General features: G+C 74.0%; 13 protein-coding genes and 1 riboswitch. Of the genes, 9 read left to right on the top strand and 4 right to left on the bottom strand.

Going from position 1 to position 15,671, the window contains the following annotated elements:
- Window positions 1-76: 76 nt before the first annotated feature.
- From IF06_RS0107550 to IF06_RS0107525, 6 genes are all read left to right on the top strand, one after another.
- Window positions 77-1,306 carry a winged helix-turn-helix domain-containing protein gene (locus tag IF06_RS0107550; RefSeq protein ID WP_013284686.1) on the top strand — a complete coding sequence of 410 codons (1,230 nt, stop codon included), beginning with the start codon at window positions 77-79 and terminating at the stop codon, window positions 1,304-1,306.
- Between the two features lie 181 nt (window positions 1,307-1,487).
- A complete protein-coding gene (locus tag IF06_RS0107545) occupies window positions 1,488-2,039 on the top strand; it encodes a DUF2752 domain-containing protein (protein WP_052166138.1) in 552 nt (183 codons plus the stop codon).
- 245 nt (window positions 2,040-2,284) lie between these two features.
- Window positions 2,285-3,022, top strand: a complete 738-nt coding sequence (gene thyX / locus IF06_RS0107540) for an FAD-dependent thymidylate synthase (RefSeq protein ID WP_013284688.1) — start codon at window positions 2,285-2,287, stop codon at window positions 3,020-3,022.
- A 52-nt stretch (window positions 3,023-3,074) separates the two neighbouring features.
- On the top strand, window positions 3,075-4,001 hold the full coding sequence (gene dapA, locus IF06_RS0107535; RefSeq protein WP_013284689.1) for a 4-hydroxy-tetrahydrodipicolinate synthase: 927 nt from the start codon (window positions 3,075-3,077) through the stop codon (window positions 3,999-4,001).
- Between the two features lie 51 nt (window positions 4,002-4,052).
- Window positions 4,053-5,741: a ribonuclease J gene (locus IF06_RS0107530; RefSeq protein WP_013284690.1), complete on the top strand. Its 1,689-nt coding sequence runs from the start codon at window positions 4,053-4,055 to the stop codon at window positions 5,739-5,741.
- A 174-nt stretch (window positions 5,742-5,915) separates the two neighbouring features.
- Window positions 5,916-7,466, top strand: a complete 1,551-nt coding sequence (locus IF06_RS0107525; protein ID WP_030269823.1) for a S1 family peptidase — start codon at window positions 5,916-5,918, stop codon at window positions 7,464-7,466.
- Window positions 7,467-7,529: 63 nt separating this feature from the next.
- On the opposite strand, the gene IF06_RS0107520 is transcribed toward IF06_RS0107525, so the two are convergent.
- Both IF06_RS0107520 and IF06_RS0107515 read right to left on the bottom strand, forming a co-directional pair.
- A complete protein-coding gene (locus tag IF06_RS0107520) occupies window positions 7,530-9,179 on the bottom strand; it encodes a YbjN domain-containing protein (protein WP_030269821.1) in 1,650 nt (549 codons plus the stop codon).
- Window positions 9,176-9,655 carry a YbjN domain-containing protein gene (locus tag IF06_RS0107515; RefSeq protein ID WP_013284693.1) on the bottom strand — a complete coding sequence of 160 codons (480 nt, stop codon included), beginning with the start codon at window positions 9,653-9,655 and terminating at the stop codon, window positions 9,176-9,178. The genes IF06_RS0107520 and IF06_RS0107515 overlap by 4 nt, the downstream gene beginning before the upstream one ends.
- Before the next feature lie 113 nt (window positions 9,656-9,768).
- Between IF06_RS0107515 and IF06_RS0107510 the strand changes: the two genes are divergently transcribed.
- Window positions 9,769-12,225, top strand: coding sequence for an FtsK/SpoIIIE family DNA translocase (locus IF06_RS0107510; RefSeq protein WP_013284694.1), 2,457 nt, complete (start codon window positions 9,769-9,771; stop codon window positions 12,223-12,225).
- A gap of 60 nt (window positions 12,226-12,285) precedes the next feature.
- Here the strand turns inward: IF06_RS0107510 and IF06_RS0107505 are convergent, their stop codons facing one another.
- A complete protein-coding gene (locus tag IF06_RS0107505; RefSeq protein ID WP_013284695.1) occupies window positions 12,286-12,531 on the bottom strand; it encodes a hypothetical protein in 246 nt (81 codons plus the stop codon).
- Between the two features lie 87 nt (window positions 12,532-12,618).
- Window positions 12,619-12,933: a DMT family transporter gene (locus IF06_RS0107500; protein WP_013284696.1), complete on the bottom strand. Its 315-nt coding sequence runs from the start codon at window positions 12,931-12,933 to the stop codon at window positions 12,619-12,621.
- A 59-nt stretch (window positions 12,934-12,992) separates the two neighbouring features.
- Window positions 12,993-13,058, bottom strand: a riboswitch (guanidine-III (ykkC-III) riboswitch).
- A gap of 96 nt (window positions 13,059-13,154) precedes the next feature.
- Between IF06_RS0107500 and IF06_RS0107495 the strand changes: the two genes are divergently transcribed.
- On the top strand, window positions 13,155-14,078 hold the full coding sequence (locus tag IF06_RS0107495) for an ornithine cyclodeaminase family protein (protein WP_030269818.1): 924 nt from the start codon (window positions 13,155-13,157) through the stop codon (window positions 14,076-14,078).
- Window positions 14,079-14,128: 50 nt separating this feature from the next.
- Window positions 14,129-15,631, top strand: coding sequence for a 30S ribosomal protein S12 methylthiotransferase RimO (rimO, locus tag IF06_RS0107490; protein WP_013284698.1), 1,503 nt, complete (start codon window positions 14,129-14,131; stop codon window positions 15,629-15,631).
- Window positions 15,632-15,671 lie beyond the last annotated feature (40 nt).

The following is a 15,671-nucleotide window of genomic DNA, read 5'->3' as shown; positions in this document are numbered from 1 at the left end:
TCCGTTCTATGCCCCGACGGGCGATCGGTCCAGCCGCCGCTCCCGATGTCGTACCGCTGGATTAGGGTCGCCGACGATGGCCGTACCGGAATCGCTCTCCCTCGCCCAGGCCCGCCGGATCGCCCTGGCCGCCCAGGGCTTCGCCGACCCGGCGCCTTCAGGCGTGCCCACCCGCCGCCACCTGCGCCGGGTGCTCGACCGGGTCGGGCTGATCCAGATGGACTCGGTGAACGTGCTCCAGCGCGCGCACTACCTGCCGCTCTACAGCCGGCTCGGGCCGTACCCGACCGCCCTGCTGGACACCGCCGCCTACCGCCGCCCGCGTGAGCTGTTCGAATACTGGGCGCACGAGGCGTCGCTGGTCCCGGTGGGGCTGCACCCGGCGTTGCGCTGGCGGATGGCCAAGGCCCGCGACGAGGCGTGGGGCGGCATGCGCCGGATCGCCGAGGAGCAGCCCGAGCTGGTCGCCTGGGTCCGCGACGAGGTGGCCGCCCGGGGGCCGCTGACCGCGGCCGAGATCGAGCACGACGCCCCGCGGGAGACCGGCAACTGGGGCTGGAACTGGTCGGCCGTGAAGCGGGCGCTGGAGTTCCTGTTCTGGGCCGGCGAGGTCACCGCCGCCGACCGCACCAACTCGTTCGCCCGCCGCTACGACCTGCCCGAGCGGGTGCTCCCGGCCGCCGTGCTGGACGCGCCCACCCCGGGCGACGCCGAGGCGCACCGGTCGCTCGTGTCGATCGCCGCCCGCTCGCTCGGCGTCGCCGCCGAGACGGACCTGCGCGACTACTTCCGGCTGCCGGTCGCCGGGGCGCGGCGGGCGGTGGCCGAGCTGGTCGAGGCGGGCGAACTGACCCCGGTCACGGTGCAGGGCTGGCGGCAGCCGGCCTACCTGCACGCCGACGCGCGGCTGCCCCGCTGGGTACGCGGCAACACGCTGGTCAGCCCGTTCGACCCGCTGGTCTGGGAGCGGGCGCGCACCGAGCGGCTGTTCGGCTTCACCTACCGGATCGAGATCTACGTGCCGGCGCCCCAGCGGGTCTACGGCTACTACGTGCTGCCGTTCCGACAGGGCGAGCGCTTCACCGCCCGCGTCGACCTGAAGGCCGACCGGAAGGCCGGGGCGCTGCTGGTGCCGGCCGCCTGGGTCGAGCCGGGCGCCGACCCGGGGGAGACGGCAGTGGCGCTCGCCGCCGAGCTCTACCGGCTGGCCGGCTGGCTCGGCCTGGACGCGGTCGCCCCGCCCGCCGCGGGCGACCTCGCGGGGCCGCTGGCCGCCGCGCTGGTGGGCGTGGCCGGTGTACGGTGAGCGCGTGACGAGCGTTGACCGGCCTGCCACCGCGCCCGACCCGCACCCCCAGCCGCACCCGCACGGGCACGCGCAGCCGGAGTCCGGATCGCCGTCGCACGCGCTCGCCGGCCCATCTCCGGACGCGTACGCCCCGGCACCCGGCGGGCTGTCGTCGGCCGCCGACGCGCACGATCACGCCCTGGCGCCCGCGTTCGCGCACGCCGGAGCGCACACCCCTGCCGGAGCGCCGGGAGCGCCCGGAGCGCCGTGGCCGGGTTACCCGGTGGCGTACCAGCCGGTCGAGGCCGACCGGTTCACCCGGATGGTGCTGCGCCTGCACGCCCGCGCCCCGCGCTGGGCGGTGCCGCTGGCCGCGCTCGGCTGCGTCGGCCTCGGCATCGCGTACGCCCTGATCAGCGACCCGACCCGCAGCGACCCGGACGCCGCACCGACCTGCCTGCTCAAGCTGACCACGGGGCTGGACTGCCCGGGCTGCGGCGGCACCCGCGCGCTCTGGTACGTGCTGCACGGCGACCTGCCCGCCGCCGCCCGGCACCACTTCCTGTTCGTCTTCGCGCTGCCGTTCCTGGCCTGGCTCTTCGTGGCCTGGGCCGGCAACCGGGCGTTCGGCTGGAAGCTGCCCGAGATCCAGTTCAGCCCCAAGGTCATCGGCGTGTTCCTGGCCGCGTGGGGGGTCTTCTCGGTCGTCCGCAACCTGCCCTGGGCACCCTTCACCTCGCTCTACGTCTAGCGCTCTCCGCCCTCTCCGCCGGAGCGCTCCCGCTATCCGGGTTCGATGTTCCGCAAAGCGGGATCGGAGAAGATCTTGGAAGCGCAGCGCCCCTATGGGGGCCATTTCCTACCAAGATCTTGAGAGCCGGAGCGGCGATATCGGACGACTCAGGCCGAGACACCTGGGCGGAGCGCCCGCTGGCCGGCCGCGTGCCCGATTTCCACGCCGGGCGCGGGCCAACTACAGTCGCAGGAATGCCGGAGATGGTTCAGCCCCAGGTCAAGTTGATCGCGTGGACCCAGTTCCAGGCGCCCGAAGAGGTGCCCTGGTCCACCGACGCCGACGGTGGGCAGGCGCTCGCCGAGTTCGCCGGCCGGGCCTGCTACCAGAGCTGGAAGAAGCCGAATCCGGCCACCGCCACCAACGCCGGTTACCTGGCGCACATCCTGGAGGTCGGCCACCTGAGCGTGCTGGAGCACGGCTCGGTGAGCTTCTACTTCAGCGGCGTCTCCCGCTCGTTCACCCACGAGCTGATCCGGCACCGGCACTTCTCCTACTCCCAGCTCTCCCAGCGCTACGTGCCCGAGCGGGACGCGGCGATGGTCGAGCCGTCGGTGATCGCCGACGACCCGGAGCTGCACAAGAAGTTCGTCGAGGCCACCGACGCGGCGGTGCGGGCGTACACCGAGCTGCTGGAAGGGCTGGAGGCCCGCTTCACCGACGAGCCCAACCCGACGCTGCGCCGCAAGCAGGCCCGCCAGGCGGCCCGGGCGGTGCTGCCGAACGCCACCGAGACCCGGATCGTGGTGACCGGCAACTACCGGGCCTGGCGGCACTTCGTGAAGATGCGCGCCACCGAGCACGCCGACGTGGAGATCCGCGAGCTGGCGGTGGAGTGCCTGCGCCAGCTCAAGGGTGTCGCGCCGAACGTCTTCGCCGACTTCGTGATCTCCACCCTGCCCGACGGCTCCGAGGTGGCTGCGTCGCCGCACGCGGAGTGACTCGTCGCCCTTCGCCGCCGGGCCACCGGCGGCCGTCCGCTAGGTTGTGAGCATGACGCACGACCACTCCGCCGCCCCGAGCCGGGGCGCGTCGCGCCCGTTCGGGCGAGTGATGACGGCCATGGTGACCCCGTTCACGCCGGACGGCGGCCTGGATCTCGACGGCGCCGCCCGGCTGGCCGAATATCTCGTCGACGAGCAGGGCAACGACGCGCTGGTGCTCAACGGCACCACCGGCGAGTCCCCGACCACCACGGAGGCGGAGAAGGAGTCGCTGATCCGCACCGTGGTCGAGGCGGTCGGCGACCGGGCCCGCATCGTCGCCGGTGTGGGCACCAACGACACCCGGCACACAGTCGAGCTGGCCACGCAGGCCGAGAAGGCCGGTGCGCACGGCCTGCTGGTGGTCACGCCGTACTACAACAAGCCGCCGCAGGCCGGGCTGCTGCGACACTTCACCACAGTCGCGGACGCCACCGGCCTGCCGGTCATGCTCTACGACATCCCGCACCGCGCGGGCGTGGCGATCGCCACCGAGACGCTCGTCAAGCTGGCCGAGCACGGCCGGATCGTCGCGGTGAAGGACGCCAAGGGCGACCTGTTCGCCACGTCGGAGGTGCTCAGCCGCACCGACCTGGCCTACTACAGCGGCGAGGACGCGCTCACCCTGCCGATGCTGTCGATCGGCGCGGTCGGCGTGGTCGGCACCTCCACCCACTTCACCGGCGCGCTGACCAAGCAGATGATCGAGGCGTTCGAGGCGGGCGACAACGCCGGTGCGCTCGCCCTGCACCGACGGTTGCTGCCGCTCTACACCGGCATCTTCCGCACCCAGGGCACGATCCTGGTCAAGGCCGGCCTGGGGGCGCAGGGTCGCCCGGCCGGCCCGGTGCGGCCGCCGCTCGTCGACGCCACCGGTGACGAACTGGCCCAGCTGCGCGCCGACTGCGCCGCGGCGGGCCTGCCCCTGCCCGAATGAATCAACGACACGACGGACGCCGCGCGACGGCGTCGCAGAATGAGGTGACGCGTGACCGAGGCGCACATCGAGGGTGAACTGCCCCCGCCGCTGCCCGAGGGCGGCCTGCGGATCATCCCGCTCGGCGGACTCGGCGCCATCGGCCGGAACATGACCGTCTTCGAGTACGACGGCAAGCTGCTGATCGTCGACTGCGGGGTGCTGTTCCCCGACGTCGAGCAGCCGGGCGTGGACCTGATCCTGCCCGACTTCGGCCCGATCCTGGACCGGCTGGCCGACGTGCAGGCGATCGTGCTCACGCACGGCCACGAGGACCACATCGGCGCGGTGCCGTACCTGCTCGCGCACAAGCCGGACATCCCGCTGGTGGGCTCGCAGTTCACGCTCGCGCTCGTCGAGGCGAAGCTGGCCGAGCGGCGGATCCAGCCGTACACGCTGACCGTGCGGGAGGGCGGCCGGGAACGGCTGGGCCCGTTCGAGTGCGAGTTCTTCGCGGTGAACCACTCGATCCCGGACGCGCTGGCGGTGGCCATCCGTACGCCGGCCGGCCTGGTGCTGCACACCGGCGACTTCAAGATGGACCAGCTTCCGCTCGACGGGCGGATCACCGACCTGGCCGGGTTCGCCCGGCTCGGCGCCGAGGGCGTCGACCTGCTGCTGTCCGACTCGACGAACGCGGAGATCCCCGGGTTCGTCACGCCGGAGCGGGAGATCGGCCCGGTCCTCGACTCGATCTTCGCGAAGGCCAAGGGGCGGATCATCGTCGCCTCGTTCGCCTCGCACGTGCACCGGGTGCAGCAGGTCTTCGACTCGGCCGTCGAGCACGGCCGCAAGGTGGCGCTGATCGGCCGGTCCATGGTCCGCAACATGGGCATCGCCCGCGACCTGGGCCTGCTCAACATCCCGCCCGGCCTGGTGGTCGGGATCGAGGAGGCCACGAACCTGCCGCCCGAGCAGATCGTGCTGATGTCCACCGGTTCGCAGGGCGAGCCGATGAGCGCGCTGGGCCGGATGGCCAGCGGCGACCACCGGCACATCACCATCGCCCCTGGCGACACGGTGGTGCTGGCGTCCTCGCTGGTGCCCGGCAACGAGACCTCGGTCTACCGGGTGATCAACCGGCTGGCCCGGGCCGGCGCCGTGGTGGTGCACAAGGACGTCGCGAAGGTGCACGTCTCCGGCCACGCCCCGGCCGGTGAGCTGCTCTACCTGCTCAACGTGGTACGCCCGAGCAACCTGATGCCGGTGCACGGCGAGTGGCGGCACCTGCGGGCGCACGCCCGGCTCGGCATCGAGTCCGGCGTCGCGCCGGACCGGGTCGTGCTCTGCGAGGACGGCGACGTGGTCGACCTGGTCGAGGGCCGCGCCAGCCTGGTCGGGCGGGTCAAGAGCCGGTACGTCTACGTCGACGGTCTCGCCGTCGGCGACGTCAGCGAGTCGCTGCTCACCGAACGCCGGATCCTGGGCGACGGCGGGTTCATCGCCGCGACAGTCGTGGTCGACTCGGTCACCGGCAAGGTGGTCGCCGGCCCGACCGTCTCGGCGAAGGGCTTCTCCGAGGACCCGGAGGCGTTCAACGCGGTGGTCCCGCTGGTCACCGAGGCGCTGAACCGGGCCGCCGCGGACGGCATCACCGACCCGCACCAGCTCCAGCAGATCGTCCGCCGCACGGTGGGCCGCTGGGTCAACGACGCGTACCGCCGTCGGCCCATGATCGTCCCGACCGTCGTCGAGGTCTGACCCGACCGCGCCGCGCGCCGGTCCACCGTCCGCGGTGGGCCGGCGCCGTCGCTTTCCGGGTACGCCCCGACACGCGGTGTCGAAACGTGGTGACCGCACTCATCCGATCGGCGTCCGTCTCCGTACCTCCCGATGGCCGGCGTGCCCCTGCGCCGGTCGGGAGGAGCGTGGCGGATGGACCGCAGACGGATGACAGCCATCGGCGTACTGGTGGCGGCGGCCGGGTTGACGGCGGCGGTGACCGTACCGTCGTTCGCCGGTGAGGAACCCCGGCGGGCCGCGCCGGCGGCCGACGGCGTCGCCCCGGAGGTTCTGGACGCGATGGGCCGCGACCTCGCGCTGACCCGCGACCAGGCGGTGAAGCGGCTGCGGACCGAGCGGTGGGCGGCCGGCACCGTCACCCGGCTGCGCGGCGAACTCGGCGCCGGTTACGGCGGAAGCTGGCTCAGCGCGGACGGCGCCACGCTCACCGTGGCGGTGGCCGATCCGGCCGGCGAGGCGCGGGTACGGGCGGCGGGCGCGGTTCCGAAGCGGGTGGCCCGCGGCGTCGCCGAGCTGGACGCGGTGAAGAGCCGGCTGGACGCGGCGGGCGCCGACGCCAGCCCGGACGTGGCCGGCTGGTACGTCGACGTGGCAGACAACGCGGTGGTCGTGATCGCCCGGCCGGGCGCGGAGGCCGACGGCCGACGGCTCGCCGCCGCCGCCGGGTCGAAGGCCGCGATGGTTCGGGTGCGGACCGCCGACGAGGCCCCGCGCCCGCTGTTCGACGTGCGGGGCGGCGACGCCTACCTGATCAACAACGCGGGCCGCTGCTCGGTCGGCTTCTCAGTGGTCGGCGGGTTCGTCACCGCCGGGCACTGCGGCCGGCCGGGGGACCGCACCACCGGATCCAACCGGGTCGCCCAGGGCACGTTCGCCGCGTCCTCGTTCCCGGGTGACGACTGGGCGTTCGTGCGGGTGAACGCCGACTGGACGCCGCAGGGCGTGGTGACCGACTTCAACGACGGCGGCACGGTGGCGGTGAACGGCTCCACCGAGGCGCCGGTGGGCGCGTCGATCTGCCGGTCCGGCTCCACCACCGGCACCCGCTGCGGCCTGATCCAGGCGAAGAACGCCACAGTCAACTACCCGGAGGGCACCGTCACCGGGCTGACCCGGACGAACGTCTGCGCCGAGCCGGGTGACTCCGGCGGCGCGTGGCTCTCCGGCGACCAGGCGCAGGGCGTCACGTCCGGCGGATCCGGCGACTGCACCCGGGGCGGCACCACGTTCTTCCAGCCGGTCAACGAGATCCTCCAGCGCAACAACCTGACGCTCGTCACCGCAGGCGACCAGCCCGCGCCCACGCAGCCGCCTGCGGGCGGCGGCGAGACCACCCCGCCCGCGACCGCCGAGCCCACCCCGCCGGCGGACGACACCGAGTGCTCCGGCCAGGTGAGCCGGACCGGCCGGATCGCCGCCGGACGGACCCAGGTCCAGCCGGACGGGCGCTTCTACCGGGTGCCCGACGGCACCCAGGAGGCGTGCCTGTCCGCGCCGGACGGCGCCCGGGTGGTGCTGGAGCTGCAACGCTTCACCGGCGGCGCGTTCCGCACCGTGGCCCGCGCGGCCACCGCCGACGGCACAGCCCGCCTGACCACCGAGACCCAGGCCGGTGCATACCGGTACCGCGTCCTCGGGTTGTCCGGCTCCGGCGAGTACACGCTGGCGTTCTCCGCCCGCTGACCGCCGCACCCAGACCGCGGCCCCCGATCACCACCGCCCGGTGATCGGGGGCCGCGCCGCGTGTCAGGGCAGCGCGGCGACCGCTTCGGCGTACGCGGTGCCGGTGCGGACCGCGGCGGCCACCAGCACCGCGAGCTGCGCCGGGGCCACCCCGCAGGACAGGTCGGTGGAGATGCCCGCGGCCAGCACGAGCGTCCCGTCGCCGGGCTCGTGCACGTACGCGGCGGGCAGCAGCCGGTCGTGGTTCCAGGCGTTGCAGAACGCGTACGCCTCGGCGCGTCGACCGGCCGGCAGCCGCCGCTCCGCCACCACCCGGGCGTGCAGCACGTCGCCGTCTCGGCCGAGCAGGCGGAACTGGATCGTGGCCTCGCCCCACCGTCCGGCGAGCGTGCCGTCCGGCTCAGGCGTGTACGGCTCGCCCCGGGCGTCGAGCGCGGCGGCGAGCAGCGCCGCGTCCAGCGGGGCCGGTTCCTCCGGCCCGGGCAGCAGGGGTTCGGCCGGATCATCGGCGTCCGGCTCCTCGTCGAACTCGCTCTCGGCAGCCAGCGACACCGGCGCGGCGAGCGGCCGTTCGGCCAGCCAGGAGGCGATCCGGCCGGACTGGTGCCCGGTGCCGTTGCGGGCGTCGAAGCTGCCGGCGAGCGCCGTCGCCAGCCCCTGCAACTGCGTGCCGAGCGTCGCCACGTCCACCTCGGCCGCCGGCCGGGAACCGTGCCCCGGGCGGTGGATCCGCCGCCCGCCCAGCCCGGCCTCGGCGACCAGTCCGCACAGCAGCGCGCCCGCCGCGGCGAACTCCATCGCGGCCAGGTCGTCGGCCGGGCGGTCCAGCTCGGGCAGCTGCTCGGTGAGGATCTCCAGCCCACGATGCAGGTAGCCGCCCAGCGCGCAGAAGCGCAGGTGTGCGGCGAGCAGCGGGAACGCCGTCCGCTCGCTGCGGTGCCGGCGGTACGCGCGTACGTGCGCCCGGGCCGCCCGCGTCACCGCGCCGGTACGCAGCCACGGCAGCAGCCCCACGGCGAGCGCCCGTTCCGGCTGATCGGTGCAGGCCGTCGCGCCGGCGGCTGCCGCCTGCCGCTCGCCGCGCCGGGTCGGTACCGACTGCGGCTCGACCCAGCCGGCCAGCGCCGGGGCCAGCGCCGCCAGTGCCGCGTCCGGCTCGCCCCAGCCGGCCAGCAGGTCGGCCCGCCGCGCCGGGGCGCACCCCGCACACCCGCCCACCGGGTCGTTCGCGTCCGCCGCCGACCAGCGCTCGTACGCCCGCCGGGCCGCCGGCTCGTCGCCGAGGTGGTCGGCGAGCCGGCAGCGCAGCTCCGCCACCGGCGCGGCGTCCTCGCCCAGTTCCCCGGCGAGCGCGTCCAACAGGGACCGGGCCTGGTCCAGACCCACCCGGGGCGTGCCGAACGACGCCTCCACCGCCTGCCGCTGGTGCCGGCGCAACCGGGTCAGCTCGTCCGGGCGGGCGTCCAGCAGCCCGGGGTGTCCGTCCAGCGTGGTCCGCATCCGCCGGACCGGCTCCACCGCCCGCCACCGCTCGCCCCGGTGCAGGTACGCCTCGACCAGCGCGAACCGTGCCGACAGGGCGGTACGCGGGTCGCCGGTGGCGTCCGCCCGCGACGCGATCCGCTCCAGCTCGGCGCAGCGCTCCGCGCCGTCGGGCCGGTCCCGGGCGTCGGCGAGCGCGGCGGCCAGCCCCCGGTCGCGTGCCGTGGTCACCGGAGCGTCCCGCCGGCCAGCTCGTCGACGGCGGCGGCGAGCTGGCACCCGGTGGTCACGCCACAGTCGACGAGCCGGTCGAGCTGGTGCGGCGTCACCCCGCGTTCCAGGTCGGTGGTGACCTCGCCGCACACCTGGGCCGACCCGTCGTCGGCGACGTGCACGTACGCCTTGGGCCAGAGCCGGTCGTGGTTCCACGTGTTGCAGAAGGCGTGCAGCTCGGGCACGCGCTCGATGCCGAAGTGGTCCGCGACGACTGTGCGTACCTGGAGCAGCTCACCGGCCACGCCCCGGCGGTGGAACCAGATCAGGTTCCGCTCCCAGCGGCCCACCAGCGCGCCGTCGGGTTCCTCGACCACCGCGTACCCCCGGTGGCCGAGCACGGCGGCGATCAGCTCGCCGGTCAGCGGGCGCAGTTCCTGCGGGTGTCCGGCCAGCGGACCGTCCGGACCGTCCTCGATCTCCGGCGACGCCATCGGGCATCCCTTCTGAGGCGAATAACACAAACGACGGTCCGACCCGTGCTGCGACGCGCGGACACGACCCGGAAAAGCGGCGATCCACCGGGTGCCGCCGTTACCGTGACTCTATGGCGGGCCGTACCTCTCAGGCGAGCCGGCGGCGCGGCGCGTCGCCGCGTGGCACCACGAACAACCGCGCCCGGCAACCGGCGAAGAAGGCGGCGGCGCGGAAACCGGCGCGTCGGCGCCCGGCTCCCGGGCCGAGCCCGGCCGCGTTCGTCGGCCGGGCGGTCGGTGCCGTCTGGATGGGACTTGCGCACACGGTCGGCTGGACGTTCCGGGCGGCCGGGCGGCAGGCCGCGTCCACCCGGGAGCTGGATCCGGAGCACCGCCGCGACGGCGCCGGGCTGCTGCTGTTCGGCCTGGCCATCCTCAGCGCGGTGGGCATCTGGGGCGGCGGCGCCGGGCCGGTGGGCCGGCACCTGGCCGACACCGTACGGCTGTTCATCGGCGCCATCTCGATAATCCTTCCGGTGCTGTTCATGGTCGGCGCGTGGCGGCTGATGCGGACCCCCGCCGACCCCGAGCACCGCGGTCGCGGCCTGGTCGGCTGGGGCTCGATGATGCTGGCGACCGCCGCGATGCTGCACATCGGGCAGAACCCGGTCGACGAGGTCCAGCGTGACTTCGCCGGCGGTCTGATCGGCGCGGGCGTGGGCGACCTGCTGAAGTCCGCGGTGACCGCCTGGGTGGCCATGCCGCTGCTGCTCCTGCTGCTGGTGTTCGGCCTGCTCGTGGTCACCGCGACGCCGATCAACAAGATCCCGGAGCGGCTCGGCCTGCGCGCCGACCCGGCCGGGGCGGACGCCGACGAGGAGTCCGCCGAGGACGAGGCGCCGGCGAAGCCCGCCCGCAAGCGGCCCGCGAAGCGGATGCCGCCGCCGCTGGAGCCGCTGGACCCGGACGACGAGCTGGCAGGCGTCGACCTCCAGGAGACGCTGGTGCTGCCGCGCAAGCCGCCGAAGGTGCCGGCGAACCGCAAGCCGGTCGAGCCGCCGGAGCACTCGCCGCTGCCCACCCGCGCCGAGCAGCTCGCGCTGACCGGGCTCGCCGGCGACTACACGCTGCCGCCGGCGAACCTGCTCGGCAGCGGCGCCAAGCCGAAGAGCCGCAGCAAGGCCAACGACGAGGTGATCGCGGCGCTCACAGGCGTCTTCGAGCAGTTCGACGTGGACGCCGCCGTCACCGGCTTCACCCGCGGCCCGACAGTCACCCGGTACGAGGTGGAGCTGGGCCCGGGCGTCAAGGTCGAGCGGATCACCCAGCTGTCCCGCAACATCGCGTACGCGGTGAAGTCGCCGGACGTCCGCATCCTCAGCCCGATCCCGGGCAAGAGCGCGGTCGGTGTGGAGATCCCGAACACCGACCCGGAGAACGTGTCGCTCGGCGACGTGCTGCGCTCCCGCGAGGCGACGAGCGACCACCACCCGATGGTGGTGGCGCTCGGCAAGGACATCGAGGGCGGCTACGTGGTGGCCAACCTCGCGAAGATGCCTCACATTCTCATTGCGGGAGCCACCGGCGCGGGCAAGTCGTCCTGCCTCAACTCGCTGCTGGTGTCCGTCCTGACCCGGGCCACGCCGGACGAGGTGCGGCTGCTGCTGATCGACCCGAAGCGGGTCGAGATGACCGGCTACGAGGGCATCCCGCACCTGGTCACGCCGATCGTGACCAACCCGAAGAAGGCGGCCGACTCGCTGGAGTGGGTCGTCCGCGAGATGGACATGCGCTACGACGACCTCGCCGCCAACGGGGTCCGGCACATCGACGACTTCAACCGCAAGGTGCGCAACGGCGAGATCAAGGCGCCGCCGGGCAGCGAGCGGGAGATGCGGCCGTACCCGTACCTGCTGGTGATCGTGGACGAGCTGGCCGACCTGATGATGGTCGCGCCGCGCGACGTGGAGGACTCCATCGTCCGGATCACCCAGCTCGCCCGGGCCGCCGGCATCCACCTGGTGCTCGCGACCCAGCGGCCCTCGGTCGACGTGGTCACCGGCCTGATCAAGGCTAACGTGCCGTCCCGGCTCGCGTTCGCCACGTCCTCGCTGGCCGACTCCCGGGTCATCCTGGACCAGCCGGGCGCGGAGAAGCTGCTCGGCCGTGGCGACGGCCTGTTCCTGCCGATGGGCGCGTCGAAGCCGCAGCGCATCCAGGGCGCCTGGGTCACCGAGCGCGAGATCGCCGACGTGGTGAAGTTCTGCAAGGACCAGCGCGAGCCGGAGTTCCGCCCGGACGTGCTCGCCCCGGCGCAGGACAGCAAGAAGAAGATCGACGAGGACATCGGCGACGACCTGGACCTGCTCGTGCAGGCCGTCGAGCTGGTGGTCACCTCGCAGTTCGGGTCGACCTCGATGCTCCAGCGCAAGCTGCGGGTCGGCTTCGCCAAGGCGGGCCGGCTGATGGACCTGATGGAGACCCGGGGCGTGGTCGGCCCGTCCGAGGGCTCCAAGGCCCGCGACGTGCTGGTCAAGCCGGACGAGCTGGAGGAGGTCCTGGCCGGCCTGCGTGGCGGCGAGGACTGACCCGTACACGCGAACGGGCCCGCCGGTCGTCCCGGCGGGCCCGTTCGCGGTTCGGCGGTCTCAGTTGGTGAGGACCACGTAGCTGATGATCATGCCGATCACGGCGCCGGCGACGCTCGCGGCAGCGGCGTACCAGCCCAGCGGCTTGTCACCGAGGACCGCGCCGACGATGCCGAGCACGAGGCCGACCAGGCCGAACAGCGGCGGCAGGATGAAGATCGCGATGGCCGCGAAGACGAACGCGATGATCGTGCAGATCCGGGCGGCGCTGCTGCGCGGACGGGCGGTGGCGTGGATGTCGGCCATGGTTTCCTCCGTGGGTGATCTCGCTACGTGTCGACGGGAGATCGGGTACCCCGGCCGCCGTACCGTCCAAACCGGAGGCGGCATCGATCAGGCGAACAGCTTCAGTCCGATCACACCGGCCACCACCAGCAGCAGGCAGGCCACGCGCGGCAGGTTGACCGGCTCGCCGAGCGCGAGCATGCCGACCAGCGCGGTACCCACGGCGCCGATGCCGACCCACACCGCGTAGCCGGTGCCGACCGGGATGTCGCGCAGCGCGTACGCCAGGCCGGCCATGCTGCCGACCAGGGTGACGGCGAAGACGGCGGAGGGGAGCGGACGGGTGAAGCCGGCGCTGCGGTCCAGCGCGATCGCCCACGCGGTCTCCAGGAGTCCGGAGATCACCAGCACGATCCAGGCCATGGGACATCACCTCTGACGGGCGGGCCCGGCGCGGAGCGGGCCGGGCGACGGTTAGGTCACGCGGGGCGTCTTGGCCTGACCGGGTACGCCCACCACTCGTCCGGGACGGCCCGCGGGCCGTCGTGGCCGACGGTAGCACCGGGCGGGCCGGGTCGGCGGCGGGGTGAGAAAGCCCACCATGAGTGGAGTTGACGTCAACTTCAGGTTGCACGATGGAACGCATGACCGTGCTCTTCTCCGACGACGACGTCGCGGCCGCCGTGGACGCCCCGCTCACCGTCGCGGCCATGCGCGACGCGCTGCTGGCCGCGCACGCCGGGCGGCTCATCGCCCCGCCCCGGGCGTCCGCGCCGCTGGGCGGGGGCCGGATGGTGCTCACCGCCGGGCACCTCACCGGGCAGTGGTACGGCTTCCGCTCGTACGACACGTTCGGCCACCCGGAGAGCGGTCAGCTCGTCGTGCTGCACGACGCGGCCACCGGCGCGGTACGCGCCATCGCCGTCGGCGAGGAACTCGGCTCCCGGCGTACCGGAGGACTCGGTGGCGTGGCGGTGGACGCCCTGGCCCGCGCGGACGCCGCCACGATCGGCGTGGTGGGGTCCGGCCGGCAGGCGTGGACCCAGGTCTGGGCCGCGGCGGCGGTCCGGCCGCTGCGCGAGGTGACGGTGTTCAGCCGCTCGGCGGCCCGGCGGGACGCGTTCGCCGCGCGGGTCCGCGCCGAGCTGGGTGTGCCGGCCCGCGCCGTCGGCTCGGCCGCCGCCGCGGTACGCGACCGCGACGTCGTGGTGCTCGCCACCACCAGCACCGTCCCGGTGCTCGACGCCGCCGACCTGGCCCCCGGCACCCACGTCAACACGGTTGGCTTCAAGCAGGTCGACAGGCACGAGTTCGGCCCCGACCTGCTCGACGCCGCCGACCTGCTGGTCACCGACTCACCCGGGCAGGCAGCCGCGTACGTCCCGCCGATGCTCGCCGCCGTCGAGCCGTACGCCGGGCGGCTGCGCGACCTGGGCGCGGTGCTGGCCGGCGCGGCTCCCGGCCGGACCACCGCGGACCAGATCTCGGTCTTCTGCTCCACCGGCCTGGCCGGCACGGAGGTGTTCCTCCTCGATCGGCTGGCCCGGGTGGCCGTGTCCGCGCGCTGACCCTGGCCGGACGGGTGCGCGGCGCACCGGAACCGGCCCGGTACCCTCGGATGGTGTCTGCCTCCTCCTCCACCCCGCGATCCGACGGGCGCCGCGTCGCCCTGCTGACCCTCGGCTGCGCCCGCAACGAGGTCGACTCGGAGGAGCTGGCCGCCCGGCTAAACGCCGACGGATGGCAGGTCACCACCGACGGCGAGGGCGCCGACGTGGTGGTGGTGAACACGTGCGGGTTCGTCGAGAAGGCCAAGCAGGACTCGATCCAGACGCTGCTGGCCGCCGCCGACACCGGCGCGAAGGTCGTCGCCGCCGGGTGCATGGCCGAGCGGTACGGCCGTGAGCTGGCCGACAGTCTCCCCGAGGCGCAGGCCGTGCTCAGCTTCGACGACTACCCGGACATCGCCGCCCGCCTCGACTCGGTGCTCGCCGGCGAGGCGATCGGCGCCCACACCCCCCGCGACCGGCGGGAACTGCTGCCGCTGACCCCGGTGAAGCGCCGCGACGCGGCGGTGTCGCTACCAGGGCACGGCACCCCGGCCCGGGTCGCACCGGAGACCGACGCGCACACCCCGGCCCACCTGCGGCAGGTGCTGCGGCACCGGCTCGACACCGGCCCGGTGGCCTCGCTGAAGCTCGCCAGCGGCTGCGACCGGCGGTGCGCGTTCTGCGCCATCCCTGCCTTCCGCGGCGCTTTCGTCTCGCGTACCCCGGACGAGCTGCTCGCCGAGGCCGAGTGGCTGGCCAAGACCGGCGTCCGCGAGCTGGTGCTGGTCAGCGAGAACTCCACCTCGTACGGCAAGGACCTGGGCGACCCCCGCGCGCTGGAGAAGCTGCTGCCGCAGCTCGCCGCGATCGACGGGATCGTGCGGGTCCGCGCCAGCTACCTCCAGCCGGCCGAGACCCGGCCCGGCCTGGTCGAGGTGATCGCCACCACGCCGGGCGTGGCCGCGTACTTCGACCTGTCGTTCCAGCACTCCAGTGAGCCGGTGCTGCGCCGGATGCGGCGCTTCGGCTCCACCGACCGGTTCCTGGAACTGCTCGCCTCCGCCCGCGCGCTGGCGCCGGACGCGGGCGCGCGCAGCAACTTCATCGTCGGCTTCCCCGGCGAGACGAAGCAGGACGTGGCCGAGCTGGTCCGGTTCCTGACCGAGGCGCGGCTGGACGCGATCGGCATGTTCGACTACAGCGACGAGGACGGCACCGAGGCCGCCGGCCTGACCGGCAAGGTCTCCGCCGCCACGATCAAGCGGCGGTACGACAAGCTCAGCGCGCTGGCCGACGAACTCTGCTCGCAGCGCGCCGAGGAACGCCTCGGCGCGACGGTGGAGGTGCTCGTGGACTCGACCGCCGACGGGGTGGTGGAGGGGCGGGCCGCCCACCAGGCGCCCGAGGTCGACGGCTCGACCACACTCGTCGCGCCCGTCGGCGGCGGCGTCGATCTGGCCGCGCTGCGCCCCGGTGACCTGGTCCGGGCCACGGTGACGGCGACCGAGGGCGTGGACCTGGTCGCCGTACCGGATGAGATGATCTCGGCGGCGCCCGGCGCGGTACGGTGACGGCGGGCCCTGATGGAGCGGGGAAGCCACGTGGGGCGAT

Origin of the sequence: Micromonospora globosa (assembly GCF_000717585.1) — a bacterium.
Classification (GTDB): Bacteria; Actinomycetota; Actinomycetes; order Mycobacteriales; family Micromonosporaceae; genus Micromonospora; species Micromonospora aurantiaca.
This window is presented reverse-complemented; position numbering and strand designations above follow the sequence as displayed.

Bases quoted from the DNA above. Each gene is read 5' to 3' on its own strand.
- IF06_RS0107550 (WP_013284686.1), top strand. From the start codon at position 77: ATGGCCGTACCGGAATCGCTCTCCCTCGCCCAGGCCCGCCGGATCGCC.
- rimO (WP_013284698.1), top strand. From the start codon at position 14,129: ATGGTGTCTGCCTCCTCCTCCACCCCGCGATCCGACGGGCGCCGCGTC.
- IF06_RS0107505 (WP_013284695.1), bottom strand. From the start codon at position 12,531: ATGGCCGACATCCACGCCACCGCCCGTCCGCGCAGCAGCGCCGCCCGG.
- IF06_RS0107500 (WP_013284696.1), bottom strand. From the start codon at position 12,933: ATGGCCTGGATCGTGCTGGTGATCTCCGGACTCCTGGAGACCGCGTGG.
- IF06_RS0107525 (WP_030269823.1), top strand. From the start codon at position 5,916: ATGGACCGCAGACGGATGACAGCCATCGGCGTACTGGTGGCGGCGGCC.
- IF06_RS0107495 (WP_030269818.1), top strand. From the start codon at position 13,155: ATGACCGTGCTCTTCTCCGACGACGACGTCGCGGCCGCCGTGGACGCC.
- dapA (WP_013284689.1), top strand. From the start codon at position 3,075: ATGACGCACGACCACTCCGCCGCCCCGAGCCGGGGCGCGTCGCGCCCG.
- IF06_RS0107510 (WP_013284694.1), top strand. From the start codon at position 9,769: ATGGCGGGCCGTACCTCTCAGGCGAGCCGGCGGCGCGGCGCGTCGCCG.
- IF06_RS0107515 (WP_013284693.1), bottom strand. From the start codon at position 9,655: ATGGCGTCGCCGGAGATCGAGGACGGTCCGGACGGTCCGCTGGCCGGA.
- thyX (WP_013284688.1), top strand. From the start codon at position 2,285: ATGGTTCAGCCCCAGGTCAAGTTGATCGCGTGGACCCAGTTCCAGGCG.